The sequence below is a fragment of the Larkinella soli genome (genome assembly GCF_003703975.1).
In the GTDB taxonomy this organism is placed as follows: Bacteria; Bacteroidota; Bacteroidia; order Cytophagales; family Spirosomataceae; genus Larkinella; species Larkinella soli.
The window spans coordinates 334,538-359,979 of record NZ_QTJY01000001.1 but is presented as its reverse complement, the minus strand read 5'-3'; the positions used below and the strand labels follow the sequence as shown (position 1 = coordinate 359,979).

The window sequence follows — 25,442 nt, the reverse complement described above, 5'->3', positions numbered from 1 at the left end:
TCACGAGAACAATCCTAATTGTTTCGTCGTCGAAGAAGCGGCCGAATCCGGCTGTTCCGTTTCGGATACTTCTTCCAGCGGCTCCTCCGGGTCCGGTTCCTGCTCCATTACCAGCACCGGAGGGGCAATTTTGTCAGGCCCCGGTTTTTCGCGGGGCGGCAGAAGTTTTACGTCCTTCACTTTCGCAAACGGCAGTTTGGCGCCCAGCGCCTTCCAGCCTCTCACATCGATGAAGCCTTCCGGTTCAAGAACCATCTTTTCCAGCGGCCCCCGGTCTTTCATCTGATGGTTGATCTCAAACCGGGGATACCGATCGGAACTGACGGCCAGCAGTTTCGAGCCTTTGGCGTCGCCGATAAAGCTGAATTTCTTATCCTGCGTGGTGGTCTCGATCCGGAAGCGTTTAATGTAATGAAATTTCTGATTGGCTTCGAAATAAATTGCCGAAAGCACACGCTCCGGGTCGAATTTTTCCAGCACCGCGATTTCCGCCGGTTCGTACCGGTTGGTCAGGCTGTAGTTGGTCAGTTCATACTGGCCATCCTTATAGACGACCAGAATGCTGGCACCGTTGTCGAAGTTGCCTAAAAATTTGCCCCGTTCGTCGCGGTTCAGCCGGCCGAGATGCTCGTCGTACCAGATGTCCATGCCGCCCAGGGTCGAGACCCCGCCGGACTTCAGTGTGATCTTCCGGATCGGATACCGGGTCAGAATGTTCCCCTGCGCTCCCCGGTTTTTGATCGCCACGGTGACAAAACTGAAATCCTGCTGTTTCACTTTGGCCGTACTCTGGGCGGTCAGGTTGATGGTGACCACTTCGGCTTCGCCGTTGTCGTTGGCCGTGAACCAGAGTACCTTCGATTTCGGGTTTCCCATGGTCAGATCATATTCCCGGTCGCGGGTGACGGCCGTCACGTTGAACCGCTTGACCATCGAAATTCCCGACTTGCCGTCGAGATAGATCATGTTGTAGACCTTCCGCTCGTCATTTTTCTTAAAGACGGAACAGTAGATAATATCCTTGCCGACGAAGACCTTTTCCTGGATTTTGGTCACCAGACATTTCCCGTCGCTGCGGAACACGATGATGTCGTCGATGTCGGAGCAGTCGGAAACGAACTCGTCTTTTTTCAGCCCGGAACCGATAAAACCGCCTTCCCGGTCGACATACAGTTTGGCGTTGGCGGCCGCCACCACGCTGGCTGCAATGGTGTTGAAGGCCCGGATCTCGGTCCGGCGTTCCCGGCCTTTGCCATATTTCTTCTGCAGGTCCCTGTAGTAGTTGATGGCGTACCGGGTCAGGTTGGCGAGGTTGTCTTCCGTTTCCGCCAGCTCTTCCTGGAGCCGCTTCATGAGTTCCTCCGCCTTGAAGCCGTCGTATTTGGAAATTCGTTTGATCCGGATTTCGGTCAGCCGGATCAGGTCGTCCTGCGTGATTTCGCGGTAAAACTGCTTTTTGAAAGGTTTCAGGCCCTTATCGATGGTTTCCAGAACCGCTTCGAAGGTTTCGCATTCCTCGATTTTTCGGTAGATCCGGTTCTCGATGAAGATCTTCTCCAGCGAACTGTACAGCAGCTTTTCCATCAGCTCATTCCGCCGGATCTCCAGTTCCCGTTCGAGCAGCCGGACCGTCTGATGGGTGTTGACCTTCAGGATATCCGTTACCGAAACGAAATGCGGTTTGTCCTTGATGATCACGCAGGCGTTCGGAGACACCGATACCTCGCATTCGGTGAAGGCGTACAGGGCATCGATGGTGATATCGGGCGAAACGCCCGGGGCCAGATGCACGTGGATTTCCACCTCCCTTGAGGTCAGGTCTTCTACCTTCTTGATCTTGATTTTCCCGTCGTCGTTGGCCTTGATAATCGAATCCTTGACGGAGGTCGTAGTGGTTCCGAACGGAATTTCCCGGATAATCAGGGTTTTCTTGTCGAACTCTTCAATTTTGGCCCGGATCCGGACCTTGCCGCCCCGGTGGCCGTCGTTGTAGTTGCTGACGTCGATCAGACCGCCGGTCGGGAAGTCGGGATACAGCGTCACCGGCTTGTCTTTCAGGATACTGATCGAGGCATCGACGAGTTCGATGAAATTATGGGGAAGGATTTTGGTGGAGAGCCCGACGGCAATACCCTCGACCCCAAGTGCCAGCAGCAGCGGAAATTTCACCGGCAGCGTGACGGGTTCTTTTTTCCGGCCGTCGTACGAAAGCTGCCATTCGGTGGTCTGGGGGTTAAAAACGACCTCGTTGCCGAACTTCGACAACCGGACCTCGATGTAGCGGGGAGCCGCAGCGCCGTCGCCCGTTCGAATATCCCCCCAGTTGCCCTGGGTGTCGAACAGCAGGTTCTTCTGGCCGATGGTGGTCATGGCTTCCCCGATGGAGGCATCGCCGTGCGGGTGGTACTGCATGGTCTGCCCGATCACGTTGGCCACCTTATTGAAACGACCGTCATCCATCTCTTTGAGAGCATGCAGAATCCGGCGCTGTACCGGTTTCAGGCCATCTTCAACCGCAGGCACCGCCCGCTCCAGGATAACGTAGGACGCGTAATCTAAAAACCAGTTTTCGTATAAACCCGACACGACGGTCTGGTCGTGAAGGATTTCTTCATGCTTATCTTCAGGTAATTCAGTGGGATCCAGTATTTCGCTCATTGGATGCGTAAATGGATAAACGCTTGGAAAAATTGCTATCGGGTTGAATGGGTCGGCGGGAGGGAAATACCCGTCGATAGCTTCATAAAGATACGATAAGTTTTCATAAAAATCCGCCAAATCACAGCAAATAGCGGGATTTTGACGGTTCGATGAGCATCTTTATTTGCCAGTTTTTTCGCACGGCCCACCCGGCTTTAATACGCTCCGGCCAGGTAAGTGCAGAAATTATGCCGGATTTACCTTGGAAAAGTATGCATATTTTATGATAGTATGTGTTATACTTGTATCACAAATATAATAATATTCGCACAGGAAACGGTATTTTATCATCTATTTTGGAAACACCTTTCCTGCCTCCACCATCCGCCGGTACGCACTACCGGCCCTACCGGGTGGCCGAGCCGATGACCGTCAGCAGTTCGCTGATCATCATAGCGGTGGCCCCCCAAACCTTAAATTCCTGAATCCGGTAAAAAGGGGCATCGATCACGGCCCCGCGCACCTCTACCGAACTTTCCCCGATAATGGTTTCGTCCATGAGTTCATCCAGCGGCACTTCCACCACCCGATCCACCTCTCTCGGGTCGGGATAAAAATCCGGTTTGTAAGGAAGAAAGCCGACCACCGGCAGCACATGGAAATTGCTGGGCGGGATGTAGATTTCCGTCAGTTTGCCGAGTACCTTCACGTCCGACACCCGGATGCCGATTTCTTCCTGGGCTTCCCGAAGGGCCGTCCGGACCAGGTTCTCATCGGTCCGTTCCATCCGCCCGCCCGGGAACGCCATCTGTCCGGCATGAACCCCGTCATATTGGGGTCTCAGGATCAGGGGCAGGAAAATCGAATCCTGGTACGGATAAAATACGATGAGTACGGCACTGCGCCGGGTTCGCTCGTTCGGAAGCATCGACATCCGGAGCCGGGAACGGGAAGCCATTTTCAGATGGGCTTCCGGCCCGGGCAGCGGTTCGCTCAGCCGGTTTCGCAGCGCGTTCGTGAAGGTATGAAACGAAGTATCCGTCATTGGGTAAAGGCAATAACCCGAGCTTTCCAGAAGGCTCAGCGATATAACTTAACAAGTTGTTCGGCGCATTTCTCCCCGTCCATGGCCGCCGACACGATCCCGCCTGCGTAGCCGGCACCTTCTCCGCACGGAAACAGCCGCCCGGTCCCGATGTGTTCCAGCGTGTCTGGCCGACGCGGTATCCGGACCGGCGAGGACGTACGGCTTTCCACGCCCACGATCTGGGCCTCATTGGTCACGTAGCCGCGCATCATCCGGCCAAATTGCTGTAACCCTAACTTCAATGGGATGGCGATGGTTTCCGGCAGCACTTCCATCATGTCTACCGAATGCAGGCCCGGCTGATAGGAAGTCGGCAGCAGTTCGGGAGAAACCCGACCGCCGACAAAATCCGCCACCCGCTGGGCCGGGGCCAACTGCGTCGGGCTTCCGGAGGCCCGGGAAGCCAGCCGGCAGGCCCGCTGTTCAAGCTCCTTCTGGAAGTGCAGCCCCGCCAGTGGACCCGACTTACCGTAAGGTTTAAGGTCGTTGTCGTGAACGGCTACCACCAGCCCCGAGTTGGCAAACCGCGAATCCCGCCGGGACGGCGACATGCCGTTGACCACCAGCTCGCCGGGGGCCGTTGCGGCCGGAACGATAAAACCGCCCGGACACATACAGAAGGAAAACACCCCGCGTTCGATGCCCTGATGCCGGGTCTGGGTCACCAGACTGTAGGAGGCCGCCGGCAGATAGTCACCCCGGCCGGAATTCCGGTTCCCCGGCAGGTGGTATTGAAGCCGGTCGATCAGCGCCTGCTGGTGTTCGATCCGGACGCCCATGGCAAAAGGCTTGCTCTCGATGGTTATACCCTTGCGATGGAGCAGTTCGAAGATGTCGCGGGCCGAATGACCGGTTGCCAGAATGACGCCGATCCCTGAGATTTCATCTCCTCCGGCCGTAATGACGCCTTTCACTTCGCTTCCTTCCAGGATCAGGTCATCCACACGCGTATCGAACCGGATTTCCCCGCCGGCATCCAGAATGCTTTTGCGGAGTTCGGCCACCACGCCGGGCAGTTTATTGGTCCCGATGTGCGGGTGCGCGTCCACCAGAATCTGTTCGGTAGAGCCGTGGGCAACCAGAATTTCCAGAATCCGCCGGACGTCCCCCCGCTTTTTGGAGCGGGTGTAGAGCTTACCGTCGGAATAGGTGCCGGCTCCGCCTTCCCCGAAGCAGTAGTTCGACTCCGGATTGACGATGTGGTCCTTGTTGATGGCTGCCAGATCGCGTCGACGGGTCCGGACGTCGCTGCCGCGCTCCAGAACAACCGGTTTTATGTTGAGTTCAATCAACCGAAGGGCCGCGAACAGGCCGGCCGGGCCGGCCCCGACCACCACGGCCTGCGGAGCCGGCCCGACGTCCGGATATTCGCGTCGGTAGGTGATCCGGGAGCCCGGCTGCTCTCCGATGTAGACCTCCGCATCGACGTGTACTTTGACCTGACCGGATCGGCCGTTGGCCCGGCGGGCGTCGATGGATTGCCGGATTTTCCGGACCACCGGCCGATCCGGGTCATTCGGGTCGTCGCAAGCGTATTGAAGCCGTTGCAGAACGGCCCGTTCGAAAGCCGCTTCATCGAAAGCGACTTCCGGCTCAAGAGTTAATGAAAGTGATTGAATCATTCGTTTCCGGCCGTAGCCGCTGGTAAGGTGGTTATCCTTAAACAGAGTGAGGAATTTTATCAAATATATATGAAAAGTCCTGCAAGGTGAACAACTTGGTTCCGGCTTGGGTTCGCTTCGGGATGCCGGGTTAACCGGCGGAACGGCTATTCATAAAAAAATACGGAAATCCGGCCGAGAAACGTTTCGGGCTTTGACCCACCGCAGTCTATGGCAAATAACACTTCCTTCGAATCCCCGGACCTCTACGGAATCGACGACCTGCTCAGCCCGGAACACAAGGTGGTTCGGGCATCGATGCGGGACTTCGTCAACCGGGAAATTATTCCCGTCATCGAGGATTATGCCCAGCGGGCTGAATTTCCCACCTTCATGCCCCGGAAGTTCGGGGAGATCGGTGCCTTCGGCCCGACCCTGCCGGCCGACTATGGCGGGGGTGAGCTGGATGCCATTTCATACGGCCTGATGATGCAGGAAATCGAGCGGGGCGATTCGGGCATGCGGTCCTGCGTTTCGGTCCAGAGCTCGCTGGTCATGTGGCCCATTTTTACGTATGGGTCCGAGGAACAGAAGCGGCACTACCTCCCAAAGCTGGCCAAAGGAGAAATGATGGGTTGTTTTGGACTGACGGAACCGAATCAGGGGTCCGATCCGGCCGGGATGCAGACGCGGTTTGTGGAGAAACGTGATCATTTTGTTCTGAACGGTTCAAAATTATGGATCACCAACGGTCCCATCGCCGATCTGGCGGTGGTTTGGGCCAAAAACGAGCAGGGCCGTATCCGCGGGTTGCTGGTGGAACGGGGCATGGAAGGCTTCTCTACGCCTGAAATTCACCATAAATGGTCGCTGAGGGCCAGTTCCACCGGTGAACTGGTGTTTCAGGAGGTCCGGGTTCCGAAAGAAAATCTCCTGCCCGGCTCCGATGGGCTGAGAAGCCCGCTGGCCTGCCTGGACCAGGCCCGGTATGGGATCGCCTGGGGGGCGGTCGGGGCCGCAATGGACTGCTATGCCTCGGCCCTGCGGTATGCGCTGGAACGCCGTCAATTCGGGAGGCCGATTGCCTCTTTTCAGCTGGTTCAGAAGAAACTGGCCGAAATGGCCACGGAAATCACCAAAGCGCAGCTGCTTTGCTGGCGGCTGGGCGTCCTGAAAAACGAAGGACGTGCCACCACGGCCCAGATTTCACTGGCGAAGCGCAACAACGTCGAGATGGCGCTGAACATCGCCCGGGAAGCCCGGCAGATTCACGGGGCCATGGGCATCACGGGCGATTATCCGATCATGCGCCACCTGATGAACCTGGAGTCGGTCATCACCTATGAAGGAACGCACGACATTCACCTGCTGATCCTGGGGAGCGACATTACCGGAATACCGGCCTTTAAATAAGCTTCAAATCAGTTACAGAAAAAAGCCGCTCCGGACCCGGGGCGGCTTTTCGGTTATCGTCAGTCTGTAAAATCGTTAATAGCCGTACTGGGTGGTCTGGGTGTAGGTGCCGGTAGTCTGACGTTCGGTTACATAGCCACCGGCATTGAGTTTGTAGCCGAACCGCAGGTCGAAAGCCGTCGTGTTGCCGGGCATGGTTTTCCAGAGCAGCGTTTCGTACAGGTGCTTCGAAGGTTTCCCGAAAATAGTCAGATACGGGTCGACGGCCTTCAAAAATTCAAAATTCAGGGGATGCTTATCCTCGATCAGCGAAGGCCCGGCAGGATATCCGAACTCCACGGTTCGCCAGGGCGCCCCGTTGGTCCAGTAGGAAACGATTCGGACAAGGTCACCGTCGCCGTTATACGTCAGATCGTCACGGTCATTCGGAAATTCCCGGTCATAAATTTTGACCAGTTGCCCGTCACTGTTGTAGACCAGTTCGTGGTCACGTTCGGTTTTCAATACGCCGTTTTCGAAATGCCGGACATGGGCCAGAGAGCAACGGCCATTGGGGTCGAGCGTATAGGTGGTTTTCGTTTTCAGGTGTTTGTTTTCAAACGTGGAGGCCACCACCTCCCGGCCGGTCGGATAGGTGTATTCCGTATATTCCGAAGCGTTGTTGGTGACCCTGCGTAACTTCCCGGACGGGTAATAGTCGAGGGTGAAATTGCCGTAGGTGGAAAGAGCACTGGTGCTCTGGGCCGTCGGCCGGCTGCCGCTTTGCGCCGTCAGCGTATTCGGGTCGGCCGGTGCCAGACCCGCCGGGTCTTCGCAGGAAGCCAGGGCCAGGGCCATGCCCAGCGCCAGCAGGACTGCCGGGGTTTTCAGGAAAGGTTTCATCCGTATTTGTGTTGTTTGAGGTTACCGTATCGGCGACACAAATATGAAACTTCCGGGATTCGGGAGCGAGTCCGAATCGACGGCAGGCCCCGTCGGGTGAACAACTGACGGAAAACCGGCGGTAATCAGCGAAGCCCTTCGAGGGCTTTTTTCATTGCCTCCACCTGCCGTTTGCGCTGAAGAATGGTCGGAGCCGCCACCCGCTCCCGGCAGTCGAAAATGCCGCAGCGTTCACAGGCTTCGTTGACGATCCGCTGCGAGATTTCGGGAGAGGGCGGGTCCAGAAACCGCATTTTGCTTTTCAGTGCATCGTTCATTTTGAAGCACATCGAAACGCTGACGTTCTGCTGCTGGTGGGGCTGGTAGGGCTGGGCGACCGTTACGATGAAGAAGGTATCGCCCGAATCGGCGTAGGTGGACAGCTGCGCCCGGCATAGCGCGCCGTCGAAATTTTTGTGCTGCTGGAGAAACGACAGTTCGAGCAGGCTCGTCATGGCAATCCACCGCCGGCAGTAATGCTCGTCGGCCATGCCGCGGGGTCCCTGCTGGCGGGTCAGGTGCATCTCCTTCGTAAGATGGAAGATGTTCTGGCCGGCGGTATTGTTAAACCGGTAAAAGAACAGCTGGTCGATGCCGAAATACCGGGGGAGGAGGTTACTGAGCCGGTAAAAAAACCGTTCGGGCGTAGCATGAAACGACTGGATCAAACCCAGAAAATCCTCATTGCTCCAGGTCTCCCGGTCGAGGAGGGGCTGGAGTTTTTCGATCAGCTCCTTTCGGCGGATCAGAATGGCCCCGGCAAAATAGGAAGCCTTGTAGTTATTCAGAATCTGTTCGAACGAATCGGCTTCTACATAGGAGTAGGTAAAGGGCCGGTTTTTCAGGTTCAGGTACTGAAAACCGACTTCCCGGGCCAGCAGGAAGGTTTTCTGTTCAACGGAAAGGTGGCGATTGACGTACAGCGTCCCGGATTCGGGCCGGAACACCGAACGGAGAGCCGCCAGTTCGGGATGGGACTGGCGGTCGAAGGGCTGAATCTGATAACTAAACCGGGTTCTCAGAAGGCTCGTGAGCAGATTTTCATCGACGGGCATGCTTCCGGAGGCATATTCGGTCAGAAACCGATCGGCTTCCTCCTCGATTTCCCCGAAGTAGTTGTCGTGCATCTCCTGATAGGAACGCAGGACGGCCATGTACAGGCGCTCCACACTGACATGATAACTCCGCCCGATGTCCATGACGGTCGAAATCATGGCGCTTACCTTGGCAGGGGCTTCGGCGAGCAGTTCAAGGAGGTCGGAGGGGTCGATGCCGAAGAGCTCCAGGGGAATTTCGGTCAGGAACTTGGACCGGAGCAGGTCGGAGATCGGCTCGAGTTTTTTGCTCAGTTTCAGGGAAACCAGCGTATCATAGTCCACGTCCATGGCCTGGGCCAGGGCCGCGATCTTATCCGTTTTGGGGTATTTCCGGCCTTTTTCGATTTCGGTAAGGTAAGACAGCGACAGCCCGGAACGCTGTCCGAGTTCACTGAGGGAAAGTCCTTTATCTAATCGAAGCTGCTTGAGTTTCAGGCCGAATAGCAGCCTAATATGGTCGGAATGTACTGCCACTACAAGGGATGGTTAAGAAACCGGGTGGTGTCGCCGGTGGTTTGGTAGTAAAATTACCTCGAAAACGTCCGTAAACAAAGCGCCCGCCCGGAGTCGGTCGGATCCGGGCGGGCTTTATCCGTGTATTGGTCTTCGGTTATCGTCTTAACCCTTTCCAGTTCTGGATCCACTCGATGGGCGTGCCGTTCTGGTTGGATTTTACCACGGCCGTGATGGTCAGGTTCTTTCCGTCGAAGGAACCGGTGCCGTTGTACTCGCCGTCGTAGGTGGCGTTGTAAATTTTGATCTGCTGACGGGTCCGTCCCATCGTAAATTTCGAACCGTTCAGTTTGGCCAGTTCAGTTCCGTTGTAATCGGGAAAAACGACGGCCAGCTGGAGTTCGTCGGCAGCGTTGCCCTTGCTGATGGTGATGGTACCTTTTCCACTGTCGCCGTTGGTATTGATGGTACCGACGACGGTTCTGGAAGAGTAATCGACGTCGTACACACCGAGGTACTGGTCTCGCGGGTCAACATTCTCGATGTCGCTGCCGCCTTTCTTGCAGGAAGTGACGATCAGCAGCAACAGGAGGAAAAACGGGACGATTCGTCTCATCGGGAAATGGGGTTATGGGATTGGTCAGGATTCACCGGGTTCAGTTTTCTTTCAAACGAACAGCACCCGGTCTATCGTATTTCAGAAGCAAATCCGGGGCCAAAGCAATCCTCTTTTTCCAAAAAAAGAAGCGGTTTCCAACGGGTTACGATCCCGTTGAAAACCGCTTCAATACCGGCCGGAGCCGGAATCAGGCCAGGGTGGCCTCTACGGTAATTTCTGCATTCAGCAATTTGGAAATCGGGCAGTTTTTCTCCGCGTCGGCCACAAGTTCGTCGAATTTCTCCTTTGAAATATTGGGAATGCTGGCTTTGACGATCAGGTGGGAACCCGTGACGCCCTGTTCCGGGTCGAGGGTGACCACGCTGCGGGTTTCGATCGAGTCGGCGGTGAAGCCGGCGCCCTGCAGGTTAAAGGCCAGTTTCATGGAAAAACAGCCTGCGTGGGCGGCGGCAACCAGTTCTTCCGGGTTGGTCCCGATGCCGTCCTCGAAGCGGGTATTGAAGGAATATTGGGTCTGGTTAAGCACCGTACTCTGGGTGGTCAGGGTGCCTTTGCCTTCCTTGCCGGAGCCGGTCCAGCGGGCATCGGCGGAGCGTTTGATTTTCATGCGTGCTAACAGGTTGAATGAGATAAAGTTGAATGAGGTAATTCAAAAGCCTTTGAAACGGCCGGGAAAGATAAGGCATCCGGGTGAAAATTGCAGGAAGGCCGGCTAAAACCTTTATTGAACGGTTGAGACCCTCAGTTGACGATCTGATTCCAGTAGCCTTTCACCAGAAAGAGTTTGCGGATTTCTCCCAGCGGTATGGTCCAGTCCTCGTATTTCCGGTTTACGGATCTCAAAACCACCCTGGTTTGATCTTCGGGGACGACGTGGACGCTTTTCAGAACTTTGTGATAGTCGAGGATAATGAGGTAGATCCGGTCGGGGTCGAAACTCGTGACGGGGCTGATCTCCTGAATGAACACGGTGGCGCCGGGATAGATCATATCATACATACTGTCGCCGTCGACCCGGCAGGCGAAGCAGTTGGCAAAGCCCGGAGCATAGATGTAGCCTTTGGCGCTGGCGTCTCCGGCGGTGATGGCTTCGATGCGGCCTGCCACGTCGATGTCATAATAGGGGATGTAAAACCGCTTCTGGTCTTCAGGCAGCCGGGTAATGAGCGTATGGAAGGAGTAGGGCGCGGTCGGTTCGCTGGCGGTAGCACCGGCTTCGGTCGCCGGATTCCGGTATTCGGGTCCGTTTTCAGCGGTCGGGAGATACCGGTCCCCTTCGCCGGTCAGCAGCCACTTTTCATTGACCGAATACCGTTCGACGATATTCCGGATGGTTCCCCGGCGGGGGACGACCCCCTTGGTTTCATAATCGGAGACGTTCGGTTGCTGCGTTCCGATGGCTCTGGCAAATTCAACCTGACTGAGTCCTTTATCTTCCCGGATGGCTTTGATTCTTTGTCCTATTGAACTCTTCTTTTCAACACGCTCTGACTCAGATTCCTGCATGGTATTTACAATCTTTTTTCAAAAAATTCGGTTGGAAATGGTTGACATTGATAGTCAAAAATATATACATTTGCATATACAAATCTGCGAACGTAAGATGAATGCAGAACGAACGCAACTCTACTAAAATAATGGTACTATCGCAAGAACAGCGTGAAAAATTACATCAACGCCTGGTCGCGGTGGCAGATTTTGGCGGAGAAAAGCGGGTGGCCGAAGCGGCAGGCCTTACGGTTCGGGTCATTCAGAAGGCCAAAGCCGGCGGAAACATCCGGGTGAAGACGCTGGAGGCCATTATGAACGGATTACGCATCGTGGAAACGGAGCGCAGAAAGAAGATGAAAAAACTCGTCAGAGCCTTAAAGTAAATCGATGAAGGATAAAAAACTCAATCAACTGGCGGTCCGCATCCGCGAAATGGAACGACAGATCGTCGAGCAGCTGCAGATCGCACAGGAAGACGACCTGCAGATGAACTTCCAAAAAAGTAATTTCCGTGGGCAGGTCATCGAAAATAACTTATCGGTGCTCTCGGCCGAAACCCGAACGAAAACCGCCGATCACTGGCCCTGATCCGGCCGGTAACCCGCCGTTCGGTGGTTCGGCTCTTTTTAAGACCTGTTCATTTCGGGACAATTCCTTTCACTTTTCAGACAGGCGCCCCTGTCTGTTAAAAACTTTCCGTCTGCCTTTCTAACTTTATCTTCGGGCGGGTTAGCTCTCGAACCGATCGAGTCATGACCTCCCACCTAACTTGTACGATAGATAAGATATAACAGGCCCGACCCCCTGGCGTCGGGTTTTGTGTTTGTCCCATTTGGACTTTGCGGCTGATTGTAAGCTTCTCCCCGAAAAAGAAAAACCAGCCGCAGCGGCTGGTTTTTGGATCACTCACCGTCAATAGTTGACAATGGGAAGAAATAATTGTACATTTAATGAATTTTTAAACAAATGACTAGTAATTGTTACAGTCCTTTTCCTATGGAAGAGGACTGTTTTTCTTTATAGCGTTGAATGACAAAATGTTAACGGGAAAAAGTTAACTCAGTCCAGTTAAAATAGCTATTCCATCGACTGTCGTGGATTCACAAAAATTGTCAATTCTCGGCAACTAACCAAATTGTAGGTAATGTCCTTTTGCAGTTAAAGTTTCACTTCCGGAGGAAAAAGAAGGGCAGGTTTGGTTAAAATCGATCCTGATTCCGTCTCAGACGATTTTTTAAAAACTTGAAGGAGCCAACATCCTGTCGGCTAAAAAATCATTTTATGAGCCAATGGCCCCGATTTTTTGTCTGGAAATTGAGACCGGCGGCCCTTGCTGAATCAACCTTTTATCATGATGGAGCGCTTTGTCCCGGAGATTGTCCCGGCCATAAAAAAAGCCGTTCCTAGTGCCAGGAACGGCTTTTTGCAGAGAGGAAGGGATTCGAACCCTCGATACGCTTGAGACGTATACACACTTTCCAGGCGTGCTCCTTCAACCACTCGGACACCTCTCTGTTTAACGGAGTGCAAATATGAGGTTTGTTTGTAAATATTCCAACCCTTTGGCTTTTTCAAACGCTCATTTCTCCGCAGATCGGTTCGGCCAGTCGCTTTTTCAGCCGATCGGGGTCCGGTTCCCCGGCGAGTAAAAACATGAGCTTGGTAACGGCGGCCTCTACGGTCAGGTCCCCGCCACTGACTACCCCAATCTGCTGTAAAAGCTTGCTGGTCTGGTAGCGGCCCTGGGTGACGCGTCCCCCGTCGCATTGGGAGACGTTGGCGATGATCAGCCCCCGATCGACGGCGCTTTTCAGGGCATTCAAAAACCAGGTGTCCGTAGGAGCGTTGCCGGCGCCGTACGTTTCCAGAATCAACCCCCGAAGTCCCGGAATGCCCAGAATGGCTCCGATGACCTGCCGGTTGATGCCCGGAAACAGCGGAAGCACCATTACCTGCGTTTCCATCTCCTCATGCAGCACCAGATGGGCCTCCGGATCGTAAGAGCGGATGAAGGGCGTATTGTATTCGATGCTGACGCCCGCCATCGCCAGGTGGGGGTAATTTTCCGAATGGAACGCGTTGAAATGAACACTTTCCTTCTTCTTGGCCCGGTTTCCTCTTAACAGCAGGGAATTAAAGTAGATGCAGACCTCCGGCACCATCGGCCGGCCGTTTTCCTGCGCGGCCGCAATTTCCAGGGCGGTGATGAAGTTTTCCCGGGCGTCGGTCCGGGCTACCCCGATCGGCAACTGGGCTCCCGTCAGAATGACAGGTTTATTCAGCCCTTCCAGCAGGAAACTCAGCGCGGAGGCCGTGTAGGCCATGGTGTCCGTTCCGTGGAGGATGACGAAGCTGTCGAAATCCACATAATTTTTCCGAATAATCCGCCCCAGATCGATCCAGTGGTCAGGTTTCATGTTGGAGGAATCGATCAGTTCATTGAGCGTCACCACGGTAAGCTCGAAATCCAGCCGCCGGATTTCCGGAACCCGGTCCAGAATCTGCTCAAAATCGAAGGGAACCAGCTGGTCGTTCAGCCGGTCATAGACCATTCCCAGCGTGCCCCCGGTATAAATGACCAGCACTGACGAACGGGGTTTGTTGGGGAGAGCGGGATTGATATGGACGGTTTGGTACATCGGTTAGGTACTTACAGGGTGGGAATCCCTTTCAGGAGAGTTAGGGCGTTGGTGGTGGTCTGGCTTTCCACCAGTTCCATAGAAACCTGTTTCAGATCGGCGACCCGCCGGGCGATCAGCCGGAGGTAGGCCGGTTCGTTCCGTTTACCCCGGTAGGGAACCGGGGCCAGGTAGGGCGAATCGGTTTCCAGCACGAGGTGTTCCAGCCCAATTTCTGGGATCACCTTGTCCAAACCGCCGTTTTTGAAAGTCGAGACACCCCCGATGCCCAGCTTAAAGCCGAGGTCGATGGCCCGCCGGGCCTCGTCGGCCGTTCCCACGAAGCAGTGAAAAATGCCGTTCAGGTTCGGGAGGGCCAGTTGTTCGATCAGGTCGGCGGCCTCCGCAAAGGCATTGCGGTCGTGTCCGGACCGGCTGTGAATGGACACCGGCAGGTTCAGGGACGACGCCCATTGAAGCTGAACACGAAAGGCTTCGAACTGCTGCGGCACGAAGGTCATATCCCAATAAAAATCCAGCCCGATTTCGCCTACGGCAATAAACCGGCTGCGATGAAGCCGGTTTTCCACTTCGGCCAGCTCCGCTTCCACGGATTCGCTCACATAGCAGGGATGCAGACCCATCATCGGCAGGCACCGATCCGGATAGGCACTTGCCAGTTCCATCATACCCTCCACAGTCTCACGGGCGCAGTTGGGCATCCAGATCTGGCCGATTCCCTCTCCAGCCGCCTGACGAAGCATGGTCTCCCGGTCTTCAAACTGGGGATCGTAAATGTGTGCGTGGGTATCGATCAACATGGGCGGTATTTCAAAAAATGGTTTACGGATACGTACGACCCTTCCAGATTACTTTGGTTGGTAACAGATAAAAAATCAGGGTCATCAGGTACCCGATATGGACATACGGATCATACAGCGGGATAAAGGGCAAGAGGTCCCGACAATGGAACCGCTTCAGGATCACCGCCAGCTGGAACGACTGGAGTCCGAATTTCAGGCCCCAGATACTCACCGCCAGGACCGGAAACCAGAAGCTCAGGCCAATCAGCAGCGGATAAAACAGGGTCTGTAAAAGGAGAAAAGCGAGAAAATACCACGGGAGTTCCATCGCACCGATCATCCAGCGTTTGCGCTGATGAAGCCACGCCCGGAATCCGGGGAGCGGCTGGGTCATGGCCAGCACCTCCGGCCGAAACAGGTGGGCGAAATTATACCGGTGTTTCAGGATTTCGCGAAACAACTGGAAATCCTCGACGATGGAGAACGGCAGATGTTCATATCCGCCCGTTGCCTCATAGGCCTGCCGGCGGACGGCCATGTTGTTGCCCATGGTGGTCAGCGGAATCCCGAAACGGGCCAGCTGATCGATCACATGCTGGCCCGCCAGCCAGTCGATGGCCTGGAGTTTCTGAAACGCGGTATGGGCGACCATCCGGGTACATCCGGTCACGACGCCGACGCCTTCGTTCGAAAAAGGCCGGATCATACCGGAAATCCAGCCGGCCGAGACCTCGCAATCCGCATCGGTGATCAGAAAAAAACGGCCCCGGGCTTCCCGGGCCAGCTGGGCCAGAACGTTGGCCTTGCCCGCCTGATTGCCGATCCGGCTGTTTATGTCTAACAGCCGGAAGTTGGATTTTTCGGCGATGAAAGCCGCCACGAGGGGACCCGTATTGTCCTCCGACCGGTCGTTTCCGATCAGGACTTCCAGGTCTTCTGCCGGAAACGCCAGCCGCTCCAGCGCCTGCAGGCACCGGAGAATGTTGGCTTCCTCGTTACGGGCGGCAATCAATATGCTGACGGTCGGCTGCATTCTATTTACCTGCCTGTACCGGCCACCGGTACAGGATTTCTGTCAGTTAAGAAAAACCAGTATAAAAACGTTCGATTACAACCCCTCGAACCGGTAGCCCCGTTCAGAAAAGTGGGAAAGCACCCGGGGAAGGGCAAAGCTCATGCGGGGCCAGGCCTTGAGGCTGTCATGAAAAAGGAGGATGGAGCCGGGTTCCGAATAGTGGATGGTTTTCCGAAGGATCATTTCCGGCTGAAGGTTCGGCGAAAAATCGCCGGTCAGGACATCCCACATCACGACCTCGTGGGTTTGGAGAACCTCCCGGGCCTGGCTTCGTTTGATCCGGCCGTAGGGGGGACGAAACAGCCGGGTCGGCAGGCCGAGCTGCGTCTGACATTGCCGGAAGTTTTCGAGATAGGGCCCGTCCTCCGTTTTCCAGCCGTTCAGGTGGTTAAACGTATGATTACCGATGGAATTCCCGCTCCGGCAGACCATTTCGTAAATCTCGGGATGCTTCCGGACGTTGTCTCCGATGCAGAAAAAGGTAGCCCTGGCACCGAACTCCTTCAGGGTAGCCAGGACAAACTCGGTCACCTCCGGGATCGGCCCGTCATCGAACGTCAGGTAGATCACTTTCTCCCGGGTGCGGACCCGCCACCGGAAACGGGGATAGAGGCTTCGGAGAATGAAATTGGTTTTGAATAAGAACATCGCGATCAGGCTCGGTCTTCAGCGTAAATCCCGGCCCTTCCACCTGAACCCTTTTCGCTGGGCCACCAGCCCGAAAAAGACCACATAGAACGGGTAAACCAATTGGGTAACCGGTATCCAAGGCAGGGTTTTCCTCTTTCCCAGAAATACGAGGACCGACCCCAAAAATAACCACTCCGGAACAGCTTTCAAGCCGATCAGCCAGATTAGTTGGCTGGAACTAAGCGCAGCGGCTGCCCATCCGGCCAGTGTGATCAGGACGGACAGATTGCTGGTGAACACAAAAAAGGCCAGGAGGGACGGGAGATAACTTTCGTAGGCTTTCCATTTGCTGGCCCACCGCTTCCGCTGGTGGTAGAACGCCTTTAGCGTCGGCTGGGGGGTAGTCCGGACGACGGCATCGGGGTTTTTCAGGAATCTAACACCGTTAGGAAAGCGTTTGGCGATTTTGTGCATCAGAAATTCGTCGTCGCCTGAGGCAATGTGTTCGGTACCGTCAAATCCTCCCACTTCCTCAAAAGCCCGTTTTTCGTAGATCAGGTTGGCTCCGTTGCACATGGTGGGCAGACCCAACGCCAGCGTGGCCGCCCCGGAACCGATCAGGCTGCTGCTCTCCACTGTCTGAAGATAATCGAAGGCCGTATGCTCCGGAAGAAAGGTGATCGGACCCGTGATCATTCGGGCGCCGGTTTGCCGGTAATGAAGGGCAATGATCTCCAGCCAGCGGGGACCTACCCGGCAATCGCCGTCCGTGGTCACGATCAGGTCTCCGGTGGCAAGGGCGATGCTTTGGCGGATGGCCCTTTTCTTGGGCGAGGTCGTCGGCCCCTCGGTCAGGGTCAGTGGGCGCAGGCGGAAGGGAACCTGACTGACGAAAGCTGCCAGAATGTTTGGAGTATTGTCCGTCGAACCGTCGTCGGCGACAATGACCTCAAAACTTTCGGAAGGAAAGGTTTGTGCGCAGAGATCCTTCAACAGTATCGGCAGGGTTTGTTCCTCGTTCCGAACCGGGATGATAACACTGATCCGCACCGCCGGAGGCCCTGAACCATTCGTTTCCAACGTCGGAAGGGATGGATTTTTCCACCAGGCTGCGGTCAGCACGAGGGTAAAAACTGAATAAATTGTAACTATAGCTAGGAGTATATAAAACATTATGGATCACGCCGTTGGCCAATTTTAATTTTCCAGATAAGAAAGAAGCCGGCCAGGACTGGAGTCAGAATGTTCACTAGCCAGAGGGTCAGCGTGGCGGAAAGTACCTGCGACGCCCGAACGTCCCATTGACCGAACACCCACAGTGAGGTAGCTTCCCGGATGCCGAGGTCGCTGAGCAGATTGAAGGCCGGAATGATGGTTTTTCCGAGATATACCAGACCGATCCCGGCGGCCATATCCAACGCCGGGAGGATGACTTCAAAAAGCCGGAGGGACAGGTAAAATTGAAGGGAAAAGGTCAGGTAACGAAGCATAGCTGTTCCCAGTGCCTGCCAGAGTTCTTTTGAGGAGTAATAAGCCGCAACCGACCAGTATTTTTCCCAGCGTTTCAGCCAGGAAATCCCGGACTGAGCCAGACGGTGCCGGTTCATGGCCGTTATACCTCCCAGAAAGAGGCAGACCAGCAGGGAAGCCAGCAAGGCCCGGTAGGTGACCTGAAAATTTTCCTGAAAAATGTCTGGTTTGGAAATCAGGGCAACGGTGCCGAACAGAAGGGCCGCGTAGAACTGCATCCCGCCCGAAACCAAAGAAGCGCCTATGCCCTGAAACCGCTGGTCGGAACGCAGGGAAAGCAGGCGGCCTGCCGTGTCACCCAGCTGGGCGGGCAGCGCGAAGCCCATGGATAAGCCGGATAAAACACCCCGCAGGGCTTCACCGAGCGAGAGCGGCTCGATCCGGCGGACCAGGATCTGCCACTTGCGGGCTTCCAGCAGCCAGTTCACCGGAGTCAGCCCCAAAAGCAAAACCGCCGGCAGGCTCAGCCAGTCGGCCTTCTGCCAGTATTGCCAGACCGAAAGGAAATCCTGCCGCTGGCGGGAGAGACTCAGGTAGATGTAATAGGCAATTATCCCCAAAATGGCGATCTTCACCAAAATGACGATTTTTTTGGTGTGAGTATACGTTCTTTGGGGGACGATCCCGTTACTTTGCATAACCGCTCATCTGAAACACCGGACACCAGACTCATGACCCTTCCTGCCGCACCTGTGGAACGTATCGTATCCGAAAAAATTATTCTGGGCGTCGATCCCGGCACCCAGATCGCCGGGTACGGGGTGATCCGGGTGCAGAACGGGCAGATGAGTCTTTTGCAATACGGTGTGATTCACCTGAGCAAATATAGTACCCACGAACTGAAACTAAAGAAACTCTTCGACCGGGCCATCCAGCTGATCGATGAGCACACCCCGGACGAAATGGCTATCGAAGACCCCTTCTTCGGAAAAAACGTTCAGGCCATGCTGAAACTCGGCCGGGCGCAGGGGGTTGTGATGGCGGCCGCGCTTTCCAGGGGGATTCCGATCGTCGAATATTCACCCCGGAGGGTCAAACAATCGGTCACCGGGAACGGGAATGCCGCCAAGGAACAGGTAGCCCACATGGTCGGACATCTACTCCAGGCCGACCTCGACCCCGAATTTTTCGATGCCACCGATGCGCTCGCCATTGCGGTGTGCCATCATTTTCACGAAAATGCCATCCCGGGAGCACGTTCCAGCGGCAAGAAGACCAAAAAGGGTGCCTGGTCGGCTTTTGTGAACGAAAACCCAAACCGGCTCAAATAAAATGCAGCTCTTCCAGAAGGAAATCCGGCTTCCGGCGTTTCCGCGGGGCTTCCACCTGATCACCGACCACATCGTCCGGCAATTTCCGGAGATCCGGCAGCTCCGGGCCGGGCTGCTTCAGGTGTTCATTCAGCACACCTCGGCCGCTCTTACCATCAACGAAAACGCCGACCCGACCGTCCGCCAGGACTTTGAAAGCCACTTCAACCGCATGGTGCCGGAAAATGCCCCTTATTTCCGCCACAATGACGAAGGCCCGGACGATATGCCGGCCCACCTGAAAGCCTCCCTGCTCGGCAATTCCGTCCTGATACCCATCACTAATGGTCGCCTGAACCTCGGCATCTGGCAGGGCATCTACCTTTGCGAACACCGCAACCACGGCGGCAGCCGAAGCCTGGTGCTGACGGGATGGGGAGAGTGAAAGAGTTGGGGAGTTGGTGGAGTTGAGGGGTTTGGGAGTTTAAGGGTAAGGGAGTTGGGTTTCAACAGGAATTGTCATCCCGACGAAGGAGGGATGACAACAAGCCCTCACCATTCCTACACTCCCAAACTCCCCAACGCTTCCTCCACGCTCAGGACCGGCAACTGACAGGCCCGGTTGTAGCAGACATAAATGGCGGTTTGTCCGTGGAGAGGGGTGCGGTTTTCGAGCAGGGGAAGGTGGCTTTCGGTCACCGTTCCGGCCAGCACTTTATTGGGGTAGAACCGGCGGTCGAACTCCTCTCTAAACAGGAGGGCTTCCGGGCCGATGATGGCAATTTCAGCCGTCGGTGTTACGTGGAGGGCATACAGCGAAGCCCAGTTTGTCAGGTAATCGGCGTTTTGTTCCAGCAGTTTCTGAACCCGGCCCATCATGGCCTCCAGCCGTTCGGCATAGTCGGGGCGGTCGAGAAGCAGGCTTAGAGTGTGCAGGTTGTGAGCCATCATGGAGTTGGACGCCGGGATGACGTTGTCGAATACCTCCTTTTTGCGGGCAATCAGTTTTTCGCCGGAAGCGTCGGTAAAATAAAATAACCGGTCTTCCTCATCCCAGAAGCCCTCGATGGCGTACCGGGTCAGGCGGTCGGCTTCCTCTACGTAAGATTCCTGAAAAGTGGCTTGATAGAGAGCCAGATAGCCGTCGATCACGGCCGCATAATCTTCCAGGTACCCGGTTATGGTGGCTTTTCCTGCGCCATCCGGACCGGTTTTGTAGCTGTGAAACAACCGGCCGGTACCCGGTTGCGTCAGTCTGTTTCGAATAAACCGGGCGTTATTTTCGGCCATTTCAAGAAACCGGGTCTCTCCGAACACCCGATAGGCCGTTACGAGGCCTTTCAGCATCAGGCCGTTCCAGGAACACAGGATTTTGTCGTCCAGACCCGGGCGGATGCGATCCGCCCGGATGTCCATCAATTTTCGATGCACCGTGGCCAGGTTGCGTGTCAATTGATCCGGGTTCCATTCCTGCATCCGGGCAAACTCTTCGTCGGAAAGGGTGCGGTGCAGGATGTTGCGGCCGTGTTCCCAGTTTCCGTTCGGGTTAATGTGGTATAATTCCGCGAACCAGGTAAAATCGTCTCCCAGAACAGATTGTAACTCCGGCGTCGTCCAGGTGTAAAACTTGCCTTCTTCCCCTTCGCTGTCGGCATCCAGGGCCGAATAGAAGCCTCCTTCCGGACTGGTCAGTTCCCGCTGGAGGAAATCAACGGTCTGAAAGACGGTTTTCCGGTATAGCTCATTTCTGATCAGGCTGTAGGCTTCGGAGTAAAGCGTCAGAAGCTGCCCGTTGTCGTAAAGCATCTTCTCGAAATGGGGCGCAAACCACTGGTCGTCTACCGAATACCGGGCAAATCCTCCGCCGGCCTGATCGTAAATCCCGCCCAGGGCGATTCGGTCGAGCGTCAGCCGGATATGGTTCAGAGCTTCCTGATTTTTGGTCACCTGATAATACCGGAGCAGGAAACCGTAATTGGCCGGCATCGGGAATTTGGGAGCCCGGCGCGGACCGCCCTTTTCCGAATCGAACGAACGGGCCAGTTTCCCGTACATGGTTTCGAGGGCTTCCTTCGTGTAAACCGGCCGGTTATCGGTCAGATAATACTGTTCGGCCACGCTCATTCCGAGATGCCGGGCAAAGCCTTCGGCCGAATCGGCCAGTTGGTCGTAATTTTCGTCGAAGGCGTTCCGGACGCTGTTCAGGAGGTTGACCCACTGTTTGGGGGGAAGATAGGTAAGACCGTAGAAGGGGCGAGCATCGGGCATCAGAAAAACGTTCAGCGGCCATCCCCCCTGAACTCCCATCGCCTGCACCGCGTCCATATAAATGGCATCGACGTCCGGCCGTTCTTCCCGGTCTACTTTGATACACACGAAATTCTGATTCATCACCGTTGCAACGTGCTCATTTTCAAAGGACTCCCGCTCCATGACATGGCACCAGTGGCAGGCGGAATAGCCGATGCTCACCAGAATGGGTTTGTTTTCATCGGCGGCTTTTTGCAGCGCATCCGGGCCCCAGGCGTACCAGTCGACCGGGTTATGGGCATGCTGAAGCAGGTAAGGGCTGGTTTCCTTCGCGAGTCGATTCATGAGATGGAACGATCCGGAATTAATTTTTAAGCAGTTTTTTCTGAGCCTCCACGTTGCCGTCCGAGATGCGGATCAGGTAAACCCCTTTGGGCAATTCGTGCAGCTGAAGGGTAAACCGGTTCAGACCGGCGGAAGTTTGAATCGGGAGGCTTTTTACCGTCTGTCCGTTCAGATTGATGAGCTGAAGGTCCGCCCGGCGACCGGTCGGGGTGGTAAACTCCAGGGTAGCGGAGGTGTGAGCGGGGTTGGGATAGACACGCAGATCGGTGAAAGGAGCGGGGTTTTCGACCCCCAGCACCGAAAGGTCGAACTTGCAGAGATAGACCTCCCGGCCCGTCAGCGATAGAATGAATTTCTGGTTTTTGTAGGCGACGGTTACTTCCGTTTTCTGGTTTTCACCTGCATACGGGTTTTGCGCGGCCACGAGCAGCTGGTTGTTTTTCAGAACACCCCGCCAGATGGGAGTCTGCTGTTCCATATGGTCGCGGGCGGGTTTGTCGCTGATCAGCTCGTACGTGCCCTCGAACATATCGGCAAACCGGGACAGGCGGTACAGGCCATGAATGAAATGCTCGTAAATGCCGTAGGGAGCGTCCTGCGGGCCGGCGACGCCATCCCAGAGCCACAACCCTTTCGCTCCGGCGAAAAACGGGAATACCGCGGTGGCTTCGGCCATATGGGGCTGGATGTATTTGCCCCCCGAACCGCAACATTCATGGTAACGCATCCAGACGAACGGGATGACCGGTTTGTCGCTCCAGGCCCGGTTAGCTTCGATCTGAAAGAGCATATAGGCCAGATAATCCCCGGCGAGCGGACTCGGATAATCGTAATAATAATAAGCCGAAGGGCTCAGGAAATCAAGTTGTTGATAAAAAGCGCCCCCGACCTTGTTCGTGACGGGGTCCTTGACGAGGAAGCTGACACGACCTGCGTTGGTGGTCCAGTCCTGCCAGGTATTCCCGATGATGTTGAACCACGTATTCCGGATCGGTACGTCGCTATAAGTACTGACTTTAACGTTGGTCAGGTCGGCTTTCCGGCGGATATACCGGATCGTCTCGGCATACAGCGTCACCATGTCCTTTTTATACTGGGCGATAAATTCGGCATCCGCCAGCCGTCGGTAGATTTCGGGCGTCAGGGTATTTGATTTCAGCTGAAGAATGCGGTCGTCGGTCTCATGAACGCGTTCGATGTCGACCATCAGAAGCCGGCCCGGAACCAGCCAAAGCCCCTTGGGATTCTTCCGACCGTTGGCCAGCGTATTCAGGTATTTATCCCATTCCCGGTGGTAGGCGGCCGTATCGTTTCCCCAGGGGCTTTCAAGGGTTTCCCAGGGCTGTTTCAGGCCGTAGGCGATGCCGTGCCATTCGATGGCCCGCTGTTCTTCCGAGAGTGCCTCCGTCGGTTTAAAACTGCTGAAAGCGGTAAAACCGCGTTTCAGCGGCTGCCCCAGCGTATCGACGCGCGGTCCTCCGAAGATGATCGTAAAGGGAAGTTTGAATTCCGGAAACTTGGACCATTCGATGGTGTTGGGCCTTGAAACCGGGTTAAAGGGAATCCGTTCGGCACATTGCACCTGTGCCCGGACGGCATTGGAAATCAGTAGGGGGAGAATAATTGCCGAAAGATGCCCGAATACCCGCAACCCAGAAAAACGTCCTGAAAACATCAAGAGGGATTTATTCAAAAATACTAAATTGCATCAAACATACAATCTTACCACCGATTATGAAGCGTTTCAGCGCGATTGCCACACTCTTTCTTTTCATTTGTTTAACGGGCTGTAAAAAAGACGAGGACTCCATCAAAAGATCCGACCTGCTAGTGGCCAACAAATGGTCCGTCCGTCAGATCACCGATACCCAGGGCAGGTTGATCGCCAAGGAAAAAATGGGCATCCAGACCCTTGTCCTGTATGAGCTGATTTTTGATTTCAAAGCCAATAAACAGGTTGTCGCATCCGACCGGATTACAAAGCAGGTCAAAAACGGCGGCACCTGGGAACTGGTGGATAACGAAACGGCCATCGACGTCGACATTCCGGGTCTCAAGGCCCGGTTCGGCCTGGTCGAAATCTCCCGCAGCAAAATGGTTCTGCGCAACAAAATCCCCGTCTCCGGCACCGAAACCGATGCCAACCTGGAATTCGAACCCGTACTTTGAAAAAATGATAGAGTTGTTGAATTGATGAATGATTGAATGGTGCGTTGCCTTTTCCTGCACTGCGGAGCACATTCAATCATTCAACAATTCAACAATTCAACAATTTTCATGAAAAACTCCCCCCGTATCATCAACGCCTGGTGTCTGTATGACTGGGCCAATTCGGTGCATTCGCTGGTGATCGTTTCCAGCATTTTTCCGGTCTATTTCAGTGCGACGGCCGTGAACGAGTCAGGGGGACCGGTGATCGAGTTTCTGGGGGTTTCGGTGAAGAATTCGGTCCTTTTTTCGTATTCGGTTTCGGCTTCGTTCCTGCTGATTGCGCTCCTGAGCCCGTTCTGTACGGCCATCGCCGACTATAGCGGTTTGAAGAAATCGTTCATGAAGTTCTTCTGCTACCTCGGCGCCATCAACTGCTCCCTGTTGTATTTTTTTACCCGGGAAACGACTACGTTCGCCGTCATCTGCTTCATTCTCAGTTTGATCGGCTGGAGCGGGAGCATCGTCTTCTATAATTCCTACCTGCCCGAAATCGCTTCGGAAGACCAGTTCGACCGGGTCAGCGCCCGCGGCTTTTCGATGGGGTACGTAGGCAGCGTGATCCTGATGGTGTTCAACCTGTCCATGATCCTTTTTCCCCAGTGGTACGGCGGCATTTCCGGCGGCATGGCCTCCCGGATTTCCTTTCTTACCGTTGGCGTCTGGTGGATCGGGTTTGCCCAGATTCCCTTCCGTCGCCTGACCGATCCGGTCAGGGTAGAACGGGAGGAAAACTCGTCGGGCTGGATCTTCAACGGGTTTCGGGAGCTAAAAAAAGTGTTCGGACAGGTGCGGCAGCAGGGGCTTCTGAAGCGGTTCCTGCTGGCCTTTTTCGTTTATAACATGGGTGTGCAAACCGTCATGTATATCGCCACCATTTTCGGCAGCGACGAACTGAAACTACCCGGCCAGAGTCTGATCATTACCATTCTGCTGATCCAACTGGTCGGTATTGCCGGAGCAACCCTGTTTGCGCGCCTGTCGGGGCGGTTCGGTAACATCTACGCCCTGATGGTGGCCGTCACCATCTGGGTCGGTATCTGCATCGGTGCCTATTTCGTGACCACCGAGTATCAGTTTTACGGGTTGGCCGTCCTCGTCGGCCTGGTGATGGGCGGGGTGCAGGCACTTTCGCGGGCTACTTACTCGAAATTTATTCCGGAGGGCACCCACGACACCGCTTCCTATTTCAGTTTCTACGACGTAACCGAAAAGCTTTCCATCGTGATCGGAACGGCAATGTACGGTCTGATCGAGCAGGTTACAGGCAGTATGCGCAACAGCGTGCTGGCGCTGCTGGTCGTTTTTGCGATCGGGCTGCTGCTTTTGTGGCGAATTCCTTCGCAAAAAGTTTATCGCGTCCGTTTGGAAGCTGAAGAAATTTCTTAGTTTTGCAGTCCCAATCCACGAC

22 protein-coding genes, 1 tRNA gene and 1 pseudogene are annotated in these 25,442 nt (G+C 55.1%); 7 read left to right on the top strand and 17 right to left on the bottom strand.

Features of this window, described 5'->3' with window-relative positions; genetic code table 11:
* The 3 genes from DX909_RS03400 to DX909_RS03390 form a co-directional block, all read right to left on the bottom strand.
* Nucleotides 1-2,658, bottom strand: coding sequence for a DNA gyrase/topoisomerase IV subunit A (locus tag DX909_RS03400; RefSeq protein WP_128543640.1), 2,658 nt, complete (start codon nucleotides 2,656-2,658; stop codon nucleotides 1-3).
* A 388-nt stretch (nucleotides 2,659-3,046) separates the two neighbouring features.
* Nucleotides 3,047-3,685, bottom strand: coding sequence for an NUDIX hydrolase (locus tag DX909_RS03395; RefSeq protein ID WP_128543639.1), 639 nt, complete (start codon nucleotides 3,683-3,685; stop codon nucleotides 3,047-3,049).
* 35 nt (nucleotides 3,686-3,720) lie between these two features.
* The gene (locus tag DX909_RS03390; protein ID WP_128543638.1) at nucleotides 3,721-5,349 is read right to left on the bottom strand and encodes an NAD(P)/FAD-dependent oxidoreductase; all 1,629 of its coding nucleotides are present in this window, start codon (nucleotides 5,347-5,349) and stop codon (nucleotides 3,721-3,723) included.
* 210 nt (nucleotides 5,350-5,559) lie between these two features.
* On the opposite strand from DX909_RS03390, the gene DX909_RS03385 reads away from it, so the two are divergent.
* The gene (locus DX909_RS03385) at nucleotides 5,560-6,741 is read left to right on the top strand and encodes an acyl-CoA dehydrogenase family protein (protein WP_128543637.1); all 1,182 of its coding nucleotides are present in this window, start codon (nucleotides 5,560-5,562) and stop codon (nucleotides 6,739-6,741) included.
* Nucleotides 6,742-6,816: 75 nt separating this feature from the next.
* Here DX909_RS03385 and DX909_RS03380 read toward each other — a convergent pair whose 3' ends face one another.
* The 5 genes from DX909_RS03380 to DX909_RS03360 form a co-directional block, all read right to left on the bottom strand.
* Nucleotides 6,817-7,623 carry a DUF4595 domain-containing protein gene (locus DX909_RS03380; RefSeq protein ID WP_128543636.1) on the bottom strand — a complete coding sequence of 269 codons (807 nt, stop codon included), beginning with the start codon at nucleotides 7,621-7,623 and terminating at the stop codon, nucleotides 6,817-6,819.
* Nucleotides 7,624-7,748: 125 nt separating this feature from the next.
* The gene (locus tag DX909_RS03375) at nucleotides 7,749-9,233 is read right to left on the bottom strand and encodes a helix-turn-helix domain-containing protein (protein ID WP_128543635.1); all 1,485 of its coding nucleotides are present in this window, start codon (nucleotides 9,231-9,233) and stop codon (nucleotides 7,749-7,751) included.
* Nucleotides 9,234-9,369: 136 nt separating this feature from the next.
* Nucleotides 9,370-9,828 (bottom strand): hypothetical protein, encoded by a 459-nt coding sequence (locus DX909_RS03370; RefSeq protein ID WP_128543634.1) that lies wholly within the window; start codon nucleotides 9,826-9,828, stop codon nucleotides 9,370-9,372.
* Nucleotides 9,829-10,018: 190 nt separating this feature from the next.
* Complete coding sequence (locus tag DX909_RS03365) at nucleotides 10,019-10,438, bottom strand: OsmC family protein (RefSeq protein ID WP_128543633.1); 420 nt, start codon at nucleotides 10,436-10,438, stop codon at nucleotides 10,019-10,021.
* 134 nt (nucleotides 10,439-10,572) lie between these two features.
* Entirely contained in the window at nucleotides 10,573-11,337 is a 765-nt protein-coding gene (locus DX909_RS03360) for an XRE family transcriptional regulator (protein WP_128543632.1), read from the bottom strand.
* A gap of 101 nt (nucleotides 11,338-11,438) precedes the next feature.
* Here DX909_RS03360 and DX909_RS03355 point away from each other — a divergent pair, with 101 nt between their 5' ends.
* Both DX909_RS03355 and DX909_RS03350 read left to right on the top strand, forming a co-directional pair.
* A complete protein-coding gene (locus tag DX909_RS03355; RefSeq protein WP_128543631.1) occupies nucleotides 11,439-11,705 on the top strand; it encodes a hypothetical protein in 267 nt (88 codons plus the stop codon).
* 4 nt (nucleotides 11,706-11,709) lie between these two features.
* Entirely contained in the window at nucleotides 11,710-11,910 is a 201-nt protein-coding gene (locus DX909_RS03350) for a hypothetical protein (protein ID WP_128543630.1), read from the top strand.
* Between the two features lie 838 nt (nucleotides 11,911-12,748).
* On the opposite strand, the gene DX909_RS03345 is transcribed toward DX909_RS03350, so the two are convergent.
* The 7 genes and pseudogenes from DX909_RS03345 to DX909_RS03315 form a co-directional block, all read right to left on the bottom strand.
* Nucleotides 12,749-12,836 (bottom strand) — tRNA-Ser (locus DX909_RS03345).
* Between the two features lie 57 nt (nucleotides 12,837-12,893).
* Entirely contained in the window at nucleotides 12,894-13,961 is a 1,068-nt protein-coding gene (locus tag DX909_RS03340; protein ID WP_128543629.1) for an asparaginase, read from the bottom strand.
* 11 nt (nucleotides 13,962-13,972) lie between these two features.
* Nucleotides 13,973-14,761 (bottom strand): TatD family hydrolase, encoded by a 789-nt coding sequence (locus DX909_RS03335; RefSeq protein WP_128543628.1) that lies wholly within the window; start codon nucleotides 14,759-14,761, stop codon nucleotides 13,973-13,975.
* A 22-nt stretch (nucleotides 14,762-14,783) separates the two neighbouring features.
* Nucleotides 14,784-15,779: pseudogene (locus DX909_RS03330) on the bottom strand (glycosyltransferase); the annotation flags it as partial.
* Nucleotides 15,780-15,851: 72 nt separating this feature from the next.
* A complete protein-coding gene (locus DX909_RS03325) occupies nucleotides 15,852-16,466 on the bottom strand; it encodes a polysaccharide deacetylase family protein (RefSeq protein WP_128543626.1) in 615 nt (204 codons plus the stop codon).
* Between the two features lie 18 nt (nucleotides 16,467-16,484).
* Entirely contained in the window at nucleotides 16,485-17,621 is a 1,137-nt protein-coding gene (locus DX909_RS03320) for a glycosyltransferase family 2 protein (RefSeq protein ID WP_128543625.1), read from the bottom strand.
* Nucleotides 17,621-18,553, bottom strand: a complete 933-nt coding sequence (locus DX909_RS03315) for a lysylphosphatidylglycerol synthase transmembrane domain-containing protein (protein WP_229310929.1) — start codon at nucleotides 18,551-18,553, stop codon at nucleotides 17,621-17,623. The genes DX909_RS03320 and DX909_RS03315 overlap by 1 nt, the downstream gene beginning before the upstream one ends.
* Nucleotides 18,554-18,649: 96 nt before the next feature.
* Between DX909_RS03315 and ruvC the strand changes: the two genes are divergently transcribed.
* Both ruvC and DX909_RS03305 read left to right on the top strand, forming a co-directional pair.
* On the top strand, nucleotides 18,650-19,249 hold the full coding sequence (gene ruvC, locus DX909_RS03310) for a crossover junction endodeoxyribonuclease RuvC (protein ID WP_128543623.1): 600 nt from the start codon (nucleotides 18,650-18,652) through the stop codon (nucleotides 19,247-19,249).
* 1 nt (nucleotide 19,250) lies between these two features.
* The gene (locus DX909_RS03305) at nucleotides 19,251-19,673 is read left to right on the top strand and encodes a secondary thiamine-phosphate synthase enzyme YjbQ (RefSeq protein ID WP_128543622.1); all 423 of its coding nucleotides are present in this window, start codon (nucleotides 19,251-19,253) and stop codon (nucleotides 19,671-19,673) included.
* 116 nt (nucleotides 19,674-19,789) lie between these two features.
* Here DX909_RS03305 and DX909_RS03300 read toward each other — a convergent pair whose 3' ends face one another.
* Complete coding sequence (locus DX909_RS03300; RefSeq protein WP_128543621.1) at nucleotides 19,790-21,823, bottom strand: thioredoxin domain-containing protein; 2,034 nt, start codon at nucleotides 21,821-21,823, stop codon at nucleotides 19,790-19,792.
* A 19-nt stretch (nucleotides 21,824-21,842) separates the two neighbouring features.
* Nucleotides 21,843-23,405 (bottom strand): T9SS type A sorting domain-containing protein, encoded by a 1,563-nt coding sequence (locus DX909_RS03295; protein ID WP_229310928.1) that lies wholly within the window; start codon nucleotides 23,403-23,405, stop codon nucleotides 21,843-21,845.
* 152 nt (nucleotides 23,406-23,557) lie between these two features.
* On the opposite strand from DX909_RS03295, the gene DX909_RS03290 reads away from it, so the two are divergent.
* Both DX909_RS03290 and DX909_RS03285 read left to right on the top strand, forming a co-directional pair.
* Nucleotides 23,558-23,992 (top strand): hypothetical protein, encoded by a 435-nt coding sequence (locus DX909_RS03290; RefSeq protein ID WP_128543619.1) that lies wholly within the window; start codon nucleotides 23,558-23,560, stop codon nucleotides 23,990-23,992.
* Nucleotides 23,993-24,100: 108 nt separating this feature from the next.
* Nucleotides 24,101-25,420, top strand: coding sequence for an MFS transporter (locus tag DX909_RS03285; protein ID WP_128543618.1), 1,320 nt, complete (start codon nucleotides 24,101-24,103; stop codon nucleotides 25,418-25,420).
* Nucleotides 25,421-25,442 lie beyond the last annotated feature (22 nt).

Bases quoted from the DNA above. Each gene is read 5' to 3' on its own strand.
- DX909_RS03395 (WP_128543639.1), bottom strand. From the start codon at position 3,685: ATGACGGATACTTCGTTTCATACCTTCACGAACGCGCTGCGAAACCGG.
- DX909_RS03385 (WP_128543637.1), top strand. From the start codon at position 5,560: ATGGCAAATAACACTTCCTTCGAATCCCCGGACCTCTACGGAATCGAC.
- DX909_RS03325 (WP_128543626.1), bottom strand. From the start codon at position 16,466: ATGTTCTTATTCAAAACCAATTTCATTCTCCGAAGCCTCTATCCCCGT.
- DX909_RS03400 (WP_128543640.1), bottom strand. From the start codon at position 2,658: ATGAGCGAAATACTGGATCCCACTGAATTACCTGAAGATAAGCATGAA.
- DX909_RS03390 (WP_128543638.1), bottom strand. From the start codon at position 5,349: ATGATTCAATCACTTTCATTAACTCTTGAGCCGGAAGTCGCTTTCGAT.
- DX909_RS03305 (WP_128543622.1), top strand. From the start codon at position 19,251: ATGCAGCTCTTCCAGAAGGAAATCCGGCTTCCGGCGTTTCCGCGGGGC.
- ruvC (WP_128543623.1), top strand. From the start codon at position 18,650: ATGACCCTTCCTGCCGCACCTGTGGAACGTATCGTATCCGAAAAAATT.
- DX909_RS03290 (WP_128543619.1), top strand. From the start codon at position 23,558: ATGAAGCGTTTCAGCGCGATTGCCACACTCTTTCTTTTCATTTGTTTA.
- DX909_RS03355 (WP_128543631.1), top strand. From the start codon at position 11,439: ATGCAGAACGAACGCAACTCTACTAAAATAATGGTACTATCGCAAGAA.
- DX909_RS03285 (WP_128543618.1), top strand. From the start codon at position 24,101: ATGAAAAACTCCCCCCGTATCATCAACGCCTGGTGTCTGTATGACTGG.
- DX909_RS03365 (WP_128543633.1), bottom strand. From the start codon at position 10,438: ATGAAAATCAAACGCTCCGCCGATGCCCGCTGGACCGGCTCCGGCAAG.
- DX909_RS03360 (WP_128543632.1), bottom strand. From the start codon at position 11,337: ATGCAGGAATCTGAGTCAGAGCGTGTTGAAAAGAAGAGTTCAATAGGA.
- DX909_RS03370 (WP_128543634.1), bottom strand. From the start codon at position 9,828: ATGAGACGAATCGTCCCGTTTTTCCTCCTGTTGCTGCTGATCGTCACT.
- DX909_RS03335 (WP_128543628.1), bottom strand. From the start codon at position 14,761: ATGTTGATCGATACCCACGCACACATTTACGATCCCCAGTTTGAAGAC.
- DX909_RS03350 (WP_128543630.1), top strand. From the start codon at position 11,710: ATGAAGGATAAAAAACTCAATCAACTGGCGGTCCGCATCCGCGAAATG.
- DX909_RS03300 (WP_128543621.1), bottom strand. From the start codon at position 21,823: ATGAATCGACTCGCGAAGGAAACCAGCCCTTACCTGCTTCAGCATGCC.
- DX909_RS03320 (WP_128543625.1), bottom strand. From the start codon at position 17,621: ATGTTTTATATACTCCTAGCTATAGTTACAATTTATTCAGTTTTTACC.
- DX909_RS03380 (WP_128543636.1), bottom strand. From the start codon at position 7,623: ATGAAACCTTTCCTGAAAACCCCGGCAGTCCTGCTGGCGCTGGGCATG.
- DX909_RS03340 (WP_128543629.1), bottom strand. From the start codon at position 13,961: ATGTACCAAACCGTCCATATCAATCCCGCTCTCCCCAACAAACCCCGT.